13 protein-coding genes are annotated in these 12,083 nt (G+C 39.7%); 9 read left to right on the plus strand and 4 right to left on the minus strand.

Going from position 1 to position 12,083, the window contains the following annotated elements; translation table 11 throughout:
* Positions 1-10: 10 nt before the first annotated feature.
* The 9 genes from ftsA (at position 11) to DDU33_RS04390 (ending at position 9,855) form a co-directional block, all read left to right on the plus strand.
* The gene (ftsA, locus tag DDU33_RS04350; RefSeq protein WP_005820559.1) at positions 11-1,285 is read left to right on the plus strand and encodes a cell division protein FtsA; all 1,275 of its coding nucleotides are present in this window, start codon (positions 11-13) and stop codon (positions 1,283-1,285) included.
* Positions 1,286-1,336: 51 nt separating this feature from the next.
* Positions 1,337-2,575, plus strand: a complete 1,239-nt coding sequence (gene ftsZ / locus DDU33_RS04355; RefSeq protein WP_005820560.1) for a cell division protein FtsZ — start codon at positions 1,337-1,339, stop codon at positions 2,573-2,575.
* Between the two features lie 31 nt (positions 2,576-2,606).
* Positions 2,607-3,527 carry a UDP-3-O-acyl-N-acetylglucosamine deacetylase gene (lpxC, locus tag DDU33_RS04360; protein WP_108923375.1) on the plus strand — a complete coding sequence of 307 codons (921 nt, stop codon included), beginning with the start codon at positions 2,607-2,609 and terminating at the stop codon, positions 3,525-3,527.
* A gap of 170 nt (positions 3,528-3,697) precedes the next feature.
* Positions 3,698-4,309, plus strand: a complete 612-nt coding sequence (gene slyD, locus DDU33_RS04365) for a peptidylprolyl isomerase (protein ID WP_108923376.1) — start codon at positions 3,698-3,700, stop codon at positions 4,307-4,309.
* 136 nt (positions 4,310-4,445) lie between these two features.
* Complete coding sequence (gene ilvA, locus DDU33_RS04370) at positions 4,446-5,969, plus strand: threonine ammonia-lyase, biosynthetic (protein WP_108923378.1); 1,524 nt, start codon at positions 4,446-4,448, stop codon at positions 5,967-5,969.
* Positions 5,970-5,993: 24 nt separating this feature from the next.
* Positions 5,994-7,325: a phosphoglucosamine mutase gene (glmM, locus tag DDU33_RS04375; RefSeq protein ID WP_005820567.1), complete on the plus strand. Its 1,332-nt coding sequence runs from the start codon at positions 5,994-5,996 to the stop codon at positions 7,323-7,325.
* An 86-nt stretch (positions 7,326-7,411) separates the two neighbouring features.
* Entirely contained in the window at positions 7,412-8,071 is a 660-nt protein-coding gene (gene rpiA / locus DDU33_RS04380) for a ribose-5-phosphate isomerase RpiA (RefSeq protein WP_005820569.1), read from the plus strand.
* A gap of 129 nt (positions 8,072-8,200) precedes the next feature.
* Positions 8,201-9,430, plus strand: a complete 1,230-nt coding sequence (gene serA, locus DDU33_RS04385; protein ID WP_108923380.1) for a phosphoglycerate dehydrogenase — start codon at positions 8,201-8,203, stop codon at positions 9,428-9,430.
* Positions 9,431-9,531: 101 nt separating this feature from the next.
* Positions 9,532-9,855 (plus strand): zinc ribbon domain-containing protein YjdM, encoded by a 324-nt coding sequence (locus tag DDU33_RS04390; protein ID WP_005820574.1) that lies wholly within the window; start codon positions 9,532-9,534, stop codon positions 9,853-9,855.
* 45 nt (positions 9,856-9,900) lie between these two features.
* Here the strand turns inward: DDU33_RS04390 and DDU33_RS04395 are convergent, their stop codons facing one another.
* From DDU33_RS04395 to DDU33_RS04410, 4 genes are all read right to left on the minus strand, one after another.
* Positions 9,901-10,770, minus strand: a complete 870-nt coding sequence (locus DDU33_RS04395; protein ID WP_108923382.1) for a VirK/YbjX family protein — start codon at positions 10,768-10,770, stop codon at positions 9,901-9,903.
* Positions 10,771-10,799: 29 nt separating this feature from the next.
* On the minus strand, positions 10,800-11,102 hold the full coding sequence (yggU, locus tag DDU33_RS04400; RefSeq protein WP_108923384.1) for a DUF167 family protein YggU: 303 nt from the start codon (positions 11,100-11,102) through the stop codon (positions 10,800-10,802).
* Between the two features lies 1 nt (position 11,103).
* Positions 11,104-11,640 (minus strand): YggT family protein, encoded by a 537-nt coding sequence (locus DDU33_RS04405; RefSeq protein WP_108923385.1) that lies wholly within the window; start codon positions 11,638-11,640, stop codon positions 11,104-11,106.
* Between the two features lie 83 nt (positions 11,641-11,723).
* A complete protein-coding gene (locus DDU33_RS04410) occupies positions 11,724-12,065 on the minus strand; it encodes a YggL family protein (RefSeq protein ID WP_005820581.1) in 342 nt (113 codons plus the stop codon).
* Between the last annotated feature and the right edge of the window lie 18 nt (positions 12,066-12,083).

Raw genomic sequence — 12,083 nt, forward strand, 5'->3', positions numbered from 1 at the left:
AACCAGAAATATGACAAAAGTAGCAGAATCAAGAATTATTGTTGGCTTAGATATTGGTACATCCAAGGTGGTTGCGGTTGTCGGTGAAGTGCTCCCCGATGGTGTAATTAATGTGATGGGCGCAGGCGTTTGTCCTGCAAAAGGCGTTGATCGTGGTGGTGTTATTGATTTAGATGCCGCAGTACGTTCAATTCAGAGTGCTATTGAACAAGCTGAATCTATTTCAGAATGCCAAATTATTGGCGTTACATTAGCATTATCAGGACAACATATTACAGCATTAAATGAAACGGGAGCCGTACCTCTAGCTAATACTGTCACAGAACAAGATATTGATTCTGCAATGCATTATGCTCGCTCAGTCCGTTTGCCAGATGGCTTAGATATCCTTCATGTACTTCCTCAAGAGTATAAGGTTGATCGATTACCTGCCACTAAAAATCCACTAGGTTTATCGGGTAACCGTTTAGTTGCTCAAGCTCATCTTATCGCAGCTCATCAAGACTGGTTGAGAAATTTGGTTAATGCAGTTGAACGGGCAAAATTAAAAGTAGATCAGGTTGTGTTTTCTGGATTAGCTTCGAGCTATTCTGTTTTAACTGAAGATGAAAAAGAGCTAGGTGTTTGTTTAATTGATATCGGTGGTGGTACGATGGATGTACTAGTATATACCGATGGCGCATTGCGTTTTAGTAAGGTTATTCCATTTGCTGGAAATAATATTACGGACTACCTTGCGCATGTTTTTGCAACATCTCGTTCAGAAGCTGAGAATATTAAGGTAAATTATGGTAGTGCGATAGAACAGCCAACACATAATGCCGATAAAAAAATTGAAGTTTCTGGTCTTGCAGGCAGTGCACCAAGAATTTACACAAAAACACAAGTTGCGTCAGTCACATCTCAATGTTACGCCGATTTGTTAAAAGTAATTGAGAATGAACTGGTTCAATTACGTCATGATCTTTTCCAAAAAGGTATAAAACAAGAATTAATTGCAGGTTTTGTACTAACGGGTGGTGGTTCACAAATCGAAGATATTGTAGAATGTGCAAAAAATATCTTTGGTTCGCACGTTCGGGTGGGATATCCACTCAATATTACAGGTCTAACTGACTATGTAAACAAACCGCAATATGCAACCGTACTTGGTCTGTTACAATTCAGCCATTACAATGTTGAAGAAAAAGGTGGAATCATTAGTAATCCTAAAGTAGATAACTTTGTGGAAGTATTAAAAAAAGGATTCCGTAAAGCCGTAAATTGGACCAAATCAAGTTTTTAAATAAATTTTATGATATTGACGATACGTCAAATCTTTAGGGGGATAAAAAGAATGTTCGAACCTATTTTCGAATCTACGCCGGATGCGGTAATTAAAGTCATCGGTGTTGGCGGTGGTGGCGGTAATGCCTTAAACCACATGGTCAAAAGTAGTCAAGAAGACGATGTAGGCAGTGTAGAGTTTTTTTCAGTCAATACAGATGCTCAAGTATTACGCACAAGCTCAGTACGTCAAACGATTCAAATCGGTGCTAATATTACTAAGGGGTTAGGTGCTGGTGCTGATCCAAACATTGGTTATCAAGCTGCGGAAGAAGATCGTGAAGCATTAAGTAATATGATTGCAGGTGCTGACATGGTCTTTATTGCTGCCGGTATGGGTGGCGGTACAGGTACAGGTGCTGCACCAGTCATTGCTGAAATTGCGAAAAGCCAAGGTGCTTTAACGGTAGGTATCGTTACCAAGCCTTTTAACTTTGAAGGTAAAAAACGCTCACACTTTGCTGAACAAGGTATTAAAGAACTTTCTAAAAATGTAGACTCTCTCATCATCATTCAAAATGAGAAATTACTTAAAGTTTTACCAAAAAACATTAAATTTAGTGAAGCTTTCGGTGTTGCAGATAGCGTTCTTCGTAATGCGGTATTAGGTATTACTGATATGATCACGAAAGAAGGTCTTGTAAACGTGGACTTTGCTGACGTGAAGAAAGTGATGGCAGAAATGGGACGTGCAATGATGGGTACTGGAATTGCAGAAGGTGAAGGTCGCGCAGAACGTGCTGCGGCAGAAGCGGTTGCAAGCCCATTATTAGAAGATGTTGATTTATCAGGTGCTAAAGGTATTCTAGTAAACATTTCTTCAGGTTATGACCTTGAACTTGCCGAAGTTGATACTATTATGAAGTATGTAACAGAAGCAGCAGATCCAGATGCAACGGTTATTTTTGGTTCTGCATTCTATCCAGAAATGGAAGGTCAAATCCGTGTAACTTTAGTTGCAACAGGTTTAGGACAGGCAGAAGAGCTTTCAATGCCTCGTGCGACAATGTTAAATCATACTCAACCTAACTTGCAGCAACCTCAAAATGTAAATCAAGGAGCACCAACAGGTTACCAAACATCACAAAATGGTGGCGGTTACCAAGGTCAGCCTCAAGTGCAACAGCCTGTACAACAACCGAATGTATTTGGACAACCACAGCAACCAGCACCGTCAAGACCACAAGCGATTGATAGTGCAAACGTATGGTCGCCGAACTCAATTCCAGGCTTTATGCGTAAAGGTTAGTAATTCCGACCGCTTGAATAGGAATCAGGAAATGATTAAACAAAGAACCCTCAAACAAGCTACAAAGGTTACAGGTATTGGCCTACATAGTGGCAAAAAAGTGACTTTAACGTTACGCCCAGCGCCTGCGAATACCGGTATTATTTATGCACGTACAGATTTAGAACCTGCAGTTTATTTCCCGGCAAGTGCTGAATCTATCCGTGATACACAACTTTGTACTTGTATGATCAACGATGACGGTGTACGTATTTCAACCGTAGAACACCTTAATGCAGCAATGGCTGCTTTAGGGTTGGATAATCTTATTGTTGAAGTGAATGCGCCGGAAATTCCAATTATGGATGGCAGTGCGAGTCCATTCATTTATCTGTTATTGGATGCAGGTATTGAAGAACAAAATGCACCGAAGAAATTTATTCGTATTAAAGAAACAGTACGTGTAGAAGAAGGTGATAAATGGGCTGAAATTCGCCCTTATGCTCACGGTTTGAAATTAGATTTTACCATTGATTTTAACCACCCGATGATTAGTAAAGCGGTACGTAATTTTAAAATGGAGCTTTCTGCAGAAAACTTCATTCATCAAATTAGCCGTGCTAGAACCTTTACTTTCATGAAAGATGTAGAATATCTCCAATCTATCGGTCTAGCATTAGGTGGTAGTTTGGATAATGCTATCGTATTAGATGAATATCGTATCCTGAATGAAGATGGATTACGTTATAAAGATGAGCTCGTAAAACATAAAATGTTAGATGCGATTGGCGATCTCTTTATGTGTGGCTACAATATCTTAGGCGATTTTAGTGCTTATAAATCAGGACACGGCGTAAATAATAAATTATTACGTGCGATTTTAGCCAATGAAAATGCGTGGGAATTTGTGACCTTTGAAGATAAAGAAGAAGTCCCACAAGGTTATCGTATCCAAGAACTTGTGCTTATCTAGGCGATATAGCGAAATGAGTCTGCATCCCAAAGGTTAAGAATAGGATTAGCCAAGTAGGATGCAGATTTATTTTATCTCTCACATTGCAAGCGGTTATTTTCTCCGAATCGTTTGCAAATATTGAATAAACCGCTACAATGCGGAATCTTTTTAAGATTAAGGATCATTAAATGAAAATTACAAAAAATGTTGTACCAAGCATTGCTTACCAAGTTCGTACGCAAGATGGTGTTTTAGTTGATGAAGCACCGGTAAATCAACCATTAGAATATTTACACGGCCATAACAACTTAGTTGAAGGTTTAGAAAAAGCATTAGAAGGTAAAGCTGTTGGCGATACTTTTGAAGTGCGTGTAAGCCCTGAAGAAGGTTACGGCGAATATAACGAGAATATGGTTCAACGTGTACCAAAAGATGTATTTATGGGTGTTGATGAGCTAGAAGTGGGTATGCGTTTTATTGCAGACACAGATTTAGGTCCATTACCTGTTGTGATCACTGAAGTTGATGGCGATGAAGTGGTTGTTGATGGCAACCATATGTTAGCCGGTCAAGAATTATTATTCTCTGTTGAAGTGGTAGCAACTCGTGAAGCAACTTTAGAAGAGATTGCTCACGGTCATATCCATCAAGAAGGCCACGGTTGTGGTTGCGGCGGTCATGATGAAGAAGAAGGTCATGGTTGCTGCGGTGGTGGTCATCACCATCATCACGACCATGAACACGATCATCATCACGGTCACGGTGGCTGTGGTTGCGGTGGTCACGGTCATCATCACTAATTCAAGCCAAATCTTCCCTGCCTATGTAGGGAAGATTTTGTCATTTAAGGCAAGAGAAAGCGGTTAAATTTGACGATCTTTTTGCTATTCTCTTGCACCTGATTTTCTTAACGATAATTTCAATAAATAACTTATTATGACACAGCAGCATCTATCCGATACCGATTATCTCCGAACCATTCTCAGTTCTAATATCTACGATCTTGCCCAAGTAACCCCATTGCAAAAAATGGAGAAATTGTCCGAGCGTTTAAATAACAAAATCTTTATTAAACGTGAAGATCGCCAGCCCGTACATAGTTTCAAGCTACGTGGCGCATTTGCGATGATTGCGAATTTATCTAAAGCACAAAAAGAAGCCGGTGTGATTGCCGCTTCAGCAGGGAACCACGCACAAGGTGTTGCACTTTCGGCAAAACATTTAGGACTAAGAGCGTTGATTGTTATGCCACAAAATACGCCAACGATTAAAGTCGATGCGGTAAGAGGTTTTGGTGGAGAGGTGTTGCTTTTCGGGGCAAACTTTGATGAAGCGAAAGCGAAAGCCTTAGAATTATCGCAAGAGTTGAATATGACCTTTATTCACCCCTTTGATGCGCCTGCGGTTATTGCCGGTCAAGGCACAATTGGTATGGAGCTGGTTCAACAGCGCTCGGATTTAGATCGTATTTTTGTGCCGGTGGGCGGTGGTGGCTTAATTGCCGGAATCGCTATTTTAGTTAAACAACTCTTACCAAATATCAAAGTGATTGGCGTGGAATCTAAGGACTCTGCCTGTTTATATCACGCCTTGAAAGCAGGAAAACCGGTTGATTTAGATCGTGTTGGTCTATTTGCTGACGGTATTGCCGTTAAGCGTATTGGCGATGAAACCTTCCGTATTTGCCAACAATATGTGGACGAAGTGGTTTTAGTCGATAATGATGAAATCTGTGCGGCGTTAAAAGATATTTTTGAAAATGTGCGTGCGGTTGCAGAGCCTTCGGGTGCAACTTCATTAGCCGGACTCAAAAAATATGTTAAAGCGAATAATATTGAAGATGAAAATCTAGCCTGTATTTTATCGGGCGCAAACCTCAACTTCCATACTTTACGTTTTGTTTCCGAGCGTTGTGAAATCGGTGAAAAACACGAAGCGTTATTAGCGGTAACCATTCCTGAACGTAAAGGCAGTTTCTTAACATTCTGCCAAATTTTAGGTAATCGTGCAGTAACAGAATTTAACTATCGCCACGCTGATGATACTAACGCTTGTATTTTTGTTGGTGTACGTATTTCAGGTAGCGCAGAAAAAGCTGAAATTATTAAAGAATTACAGCAAAACGGTTATAATGTTTCCGATCTTTCGGATGATGATATTGCGAAAACCCACGTGCGTTATATGGTGGGGGGAAGACCAGCTTCTCTTAAAAATGAGCAACTTTATAGCTTTGAGTTTCCGGAACAAAAAGGCGCATTGTTGAAATTCTTACAAGCCTTAACGGATTGGGATATTTCGTTATTCCATTACCGAGCGCACGGGGCAGATTACGGCGATATTTTAGCAGCATTTGCTATCGAGCCGGGTTCGGAAGCAGAATTAAATAAACATTTAGAGCAGCTAGGCTATCGTTTCCAAAATGTGAATGATAGTCCGGCATATCAATACTTTTTAAAATAATCGAATAAATGAAGGAATAAAAAAATGGCACGTAAATACTTTGGTACAGATGGCGTACGTGGCGAAGTCGGTAAATTTCCCATTACCCCTGAATTTGCTTTAAAACTGGGTTGGGCTGCCGGTAAAGTGTTGGCAACACAAGGCACAAAAAAAGTGTTAATCGGTAAAGATACTCGTATTTCAGGTTATATGTTGGAGTCTGCATTAGAAGCAGGTTTAACTGCTGCCGGTTTATCGGCAGTCTTTGTTGGTCCAATGCCAACGCCGGCAATTGCTTACTTAACACGCACTTTCCGTGCAGAAGCTGGGATTGTCATTTCGGCTTCACATAACCCGTATTACGATAACGGTATTAAATTCTTCTCTGCGGTTGGCGAAAAATTGCCGGATGAAGTAGAAGAAGCGATTGAAGCGATGCTAGATGAACCCATGGATTGCGTGGACTCAGCGAATTTAGGTAAAGCCAGTCGTATCAACGATGCAGCAGGTCGTTATATTGAGTTCTGTAAAGCTGGCTTCCCTTCACATCTTAGTTTAGAAGGCTATAAAATTGTGGTGGACTGTGCAAATGGAGCAACCTACCACATCGCACCTAATGTTATGCGTGAATTAGGGGCAGAAGTTATTGAAATCGGTACGCACCCAAATGGTCTGAATATCAATGAGAAATGCGGTGCAACGGATATTAAAGCCCTGCAAAAAGTGGTTGTCGAAGCAGGCGCAGATATTGGTTTAGCTTACGATGGCGATGGCGACCGTATTATGATGGTAGATCATTTAGGCAATAAAGTAGATGGCGACCAAATTCTCTTTATTCTTGCTCGTGAAGCATTACGTGCCGGCAAATTGCAAGGTGGCGTAGTGGGTACCTTAATGAGTAATATGAGCTTGGAAATTGCATTAAAAGAGCTAGCAATCCCATTCTCTCGCGCTAATGTGGGCGACCGTTATGTGCTAGAACAGTTAAAAGAAAAAGGCTGGAAGCTTGGTGGCGAAAACTCAGGGCATATTATCGTGCTCGATAAAAACACGACCGGCGATGGCATTATTGCTTCGTTAGAAGTTTTAGCTGCTATGGTGTCGCACAAAATGACCCTAAATGAATTAGCTAAAGCGGTACCACTATTCCCTCAAGTGTTGATTAACGTTCGCTTCTCAGGTGGCAATAATCCGTTAGAAAGCGAAGAGGTTAAAGCGGTAGCAAAAGCCGTTGAGGAGCGTTTGGCAGGTAAAGGGCGCATTCTATTACGTAAATCAGGCACAGAGCCACTTATTCGGGTAATGGTGGAATGTGAAGATGGTACGTTAGCCCAAAGCTGTGCAGAAGAAATTGCCGAAGCGGTAAAACGTAATTAATGACAAGCGGTCTTGTTTGCAAAAAAATTTGCAAATCCGACCGCTTATTTTCATCATTCATTTATGTGAAAAAGAAAGGATAGAATATGAACCAACAAGAAATGAAAAAAATTGCGGCAAAGGCGGCATTAAAATTCGTCACACCGGATACGATTGTGGGCGTTGGTAGCGGCTCAACGGTAAATTGCTTTATTGATGAATTAGCCTCAATGAAAGATCAAATTAAAGGCGCTGTGGCGGCATCAAAAGCTTCTGAAGAACGTTTAAAAGCGTTAGGTATTGAAGTCTTTAGTGCTAATGAAGTCAGTGAACTTGACGTTTATATTGATGGTGCAGATGAAATTACACCACAAGGTTATATGATCAAGGGCGGCGGTGCGGCTTTAACCCGTGAAAAAATCGTGAGTTCATTAGCGAAGAAATTTGTTTGTATCGTAGATAGCTCAAAACAAGTGGATGTATTAGGCTCAACCTTCCCATTACCGGTTGAGGTTATTCCAATGGCTCGCTCTTATGTGGCTCGTCAATTAGTCGCTTTAGGTGGTTCACCGGAATATCGTGAAGGCGTGGTAACCGATAATGGCAATGTGATTTTAGATGTACATAATTTCAAAATTTTAGAACCACTAAAAATGGAGCATACCATTAACAATATTGCCGGTGTGGTTACCAATGGTATTTTTGCCCAACGTTTTGCCAATGTGACGATTGTCGGCACGCCTGAAGGGGCAAAAATCCTTGAATAATTGACAAACACAATTTGCAAAAAAATAACGAAATCGAACCGCTTATAATTATTTGGTCTAAAAGATTCGTGAAATTTTGAGCGAATTGTGTTTAAATCCTCTCATCAAACACAACAAGGAATCATTATTATGGCTAAAGTTTCTCTCGATAAATCAAAAATTAAGTTCTTGTTATTGGAAGGCGTGCATCAAAATGCATTAGATGTCCTACAAGCAGCAGGTTATACCAATATTGAATACCATAAAAAAGCCTTAGACGGCGAGGAATTGATTGAAGCAATCAAAGACGCACATTTCATAGGGCTTCGTTCTCGTACGCATTTAACGAAAGAAGTGTTGGCGCATGCCAATAAGCTGATTGCGATTGGTTGTTTCTGTATCGGTACAAACCAAGTTGATTTGCAAGAGGCGAAACGCCGTGGTATTCCTGTGTTTAACGCCCCCTTCTCAAATACACGTTCGGTGGCTGAATTAGTGTTGGCAGAGATTATTCTGTTAATGCGCCAAGTGCCTAAAGCGAATGCAGAAGTGCATCGTGGTGTGTGGAATAAATCGGCGGCAGGCTCAAATGAAGTTCGTGGCAAAAAATTAGGCATTATCGGTTATGGGCATATCGGTTCACAATTAAGTGTGATTGCGGAAGCTGTGGGCATGCAAGTGTATTTCTACGATATTGAAAATAAACTCCCGTTAGGTAATGCGCAACAAATTGCTACGCTAGATGAGTTATTGAGTAGTTGTGATGCGATTTCATTACACGTGCCTGAAAATGCATCAACCAAAAACTTAATGAATGCGGCACGTATTGCCCAACTAAAAGAAGATGCGGTGTTAATTAACGCAGCACGTGGAACAGTTGTCGATATTGATGCTTTAGCCGCACGCTTAGAGGCTGGTTCATTACGTGGTGCCGCTATTGACGTATTCCCTGAAGAGCCGGCATCGATTAATGATCCATTTGAATCGCCGTTACGCCAATTCGATAACGTGATTTTGACACCGCATATCGGTGGTTCTACTTCAGAAGCGCAAGCGAATATCGGCACTGAAGTGGCAAATAAATTTGTGAAATATTCAGATAATGGTTCAACATTATCAGCGGTAAACTTCCCTGAAGTATCGTTACCAACCCACGATAATACAAAACGTTTACTCCATATTCATGCAAACAAACCGGGTATTTTAAATAAAATTAACCAAGTCTTTGTGGATGCGAATGTGAATATTGCCGGTCAGTATCTGCAAACCGATCCGGAAATTGGTTATGTTGTGATTGATGTACAATCAGAAGATACAGCAGATTTCTTAGCGCGTTTGAAAGAAATTGAAGGTACAATTAAAGCACGTGTGCTTTACTAACCATTGATTTAAGTAGAAAAGGGTGAATCTTGTGATTCGCCCTTACTTTTTAGAAGATTTCGTTATAAAATAAAGTTTTATTACAACGGAAGGATTTAAAAATGACATTCCCAGCTTGCCCTCAATGTAAAGGCGAAAATACTTACCACGATTCTATTCAATTTGTGTGCCCTGATTGTGCTTATGAATGGACTGGAGAAGAAACCGTTGAAGCCGATGACGATCAACTCATTGTTAAAGATAGCAACGGTAATTTATTAGCAGATGGCGATGATGTACTACTGATTAAAGATCTGAAACTAAAAGGTTCATCAGAAGTTTTAAAGAAAGGCACAAAATTTAAAGGCATCCGCCTTGTAAACGGCGACCACAATGTTGATTGTGGCAAAATTATGCTGAAGTCAGAATTTTTGAAAAAAGCATAATAGATAATTTCCAATAAAAAACGACCGCTTTCGGTCGTTTTTTTACTATTTATGTAAAATATTTTTCATACTCGCCAATAGATTATCTAGCATAGCATAACGTTTTCGATACATTGATCTTTTCTTGCTCGGGATCTCTTCTAATGATTTTGTTTCAAATGTGAGGGGGAGGGTCCAGTATTCGCCTATTTTGCCTGCACTTTCTTGGAAGATTGTATCATAATCTACAACATAGCGTTTACTTTGTATCAAACGTGATTTATTTTGGTATTTTTGAGGAATACCTAATAAAGTTTTATAACCTAATGTTAGAGTAAGCGCTTTCATTGTTTCAACCATTAAATAAGCAGGGCGTAATCCGTAGCACCGCTTTGTTAATGTTTTAACAACTTCTTTTGAACCTTCAAAATTAGGACCTTGAATGACAGCGATGAGTAGCGCTTTTTCTAATTTTCCAAAAGTGAGGAGATAAACTAATTGATTTGTTGGTTTATAGCGTAATTCCAATGCCCAGTAACCTTCCATCGCTTGGTGTTCATTGATGTTAAGATAAATTTCAAAACCTTCAATGACTTCGCCAAAGCAGAGCGGCTTTTCCCAAAGAGGAGGCAACCCTTTTTCTGCCATAACGTGAGGCAAAAAGGTTAAATTTTCATAAATCATTGCCAAACGCTTTTGGCTATTAAAACGTTTATCTAGAAAGCGGTGAACAAGCGGATAACTATAGCTTGCCCTTTCTAATAATAGTTTTTGTAAGTGAGGTTCTTGATTCACTTTTTGCTCAAAAGTTTTGATGAGTGAGTAGTGTAAAAGGGAGCGTAGATGATAACGAAAGCGTTTTAGACGATAAGATTTTTTTCCTTGATCAGGGTAAAGTAACCAGGGTGAGGGCCAGCGATAGGTATTTTTGTCCATAGTCTCCTAATTCCAATATAAAGTTTTAGTTATTTATCTAATAAATTTTTAATTTCTTGAGGGATTTGTTTCGGTTCTGGAATGAAAATTTGTTTATGACGTTGTAATTCGCCTTTTTCTAGCTCAATACTGCTTTTAGGTACTTTAAAGAGCTTGCTCAAAAACTTAAGTAAATGGGCATTTGCCGCACCATCAACAGGTGGGGCAGTAATGGCAATTTTGAGTTCTTCATCGTGCAAGCCGACAATTTGATCTCGGCTTGCTTTAGGTTGAAGAAAGATACGCAAACGAATACCGTTTGGGGCTTGGGTAATTTCAACCGCTTTTGTCATCTTATGCTATCGCCCAAAGTACACCAAAAATGTTATAGAACAGGCTATTTAGCAAAATAAGCGCAAAACCTAAAACCATGACCGAAAAATCTAGCATACCTGTGCGAGGCAGTAAGCGGCGAATCATACCAAGTACCGGCTCGGTAATTTGTGCAATCGTATAGTCTAACGGGTGATTACCTTGTGTTACCCAACTCATTAAAGCTCGAATAAGGGTAGTAAAGAATAAAATTTGCCCGAAAGTTTTGACTACGCCTAATACACCGGAAAGTACAGCAAGAGGAATAGCCGCTTGATACACAATCCATTTCTCCAAAGTAAAGAGTAATACTGACACCAAAATGGCTGCAAAATTAATCCCTTTTACTGTCGGAATGAATTTACTCACAGGGTTCAAAATTGGCGATGTCATTCTTAATAATGATTGTGAAATCGGTAATCGAATATCAACACGACAAAATTCAAACCAGGCACGAAGGATTAAGATAAAGGTTAAAAAACCAATAACGATTGACAGAATAGAAGCAAAAAATTCCATCTTATTTCCTTTTTAATTGATAAGATAAGCGGTCAATTTCTGTGAATTTTTTGCAAAAATTGACCGCTTGAAAAAGTGTTTAATTAGGCTTGAACAGGATAATCCCACCAAATATCAAATAACTCACTCACTTCAACATTTTGTAAGTTATTGCTTTCTAACCAACTTTTTACTAATTGGCGGTGTGATTCATCACATTTGCCTAATTTCTCTAAGCATACTAAACCTTCCCAAGCAAGGTAACCGCTACCTTCATAAGCTAAGCCGTTTGGACGGATAACTTCTTCAATAAAGCGATCAACCAAAACATCAATTTGATCGATACCGGTACCATCAGCAAATTGGAATTTAACTAAAAAGCCTAATTCTTGGAACTCTGCTAAGTGCATTTTTTTACGCTGACGCGCATTACGTTTAATCGCCATTTTATTCTCCTTATTGAA

This window comes from Actinobacillus porcitonsillarum, from assembly GCF_003101015.1.
GTDB classification, from domain to species: Bacteria; Pseudomonadota; Gammaproteobacteria; order Enterobacterales; family Pasteurellaceae; genus Haemophilus_A; species Haemophilus_A porcitonsillarum.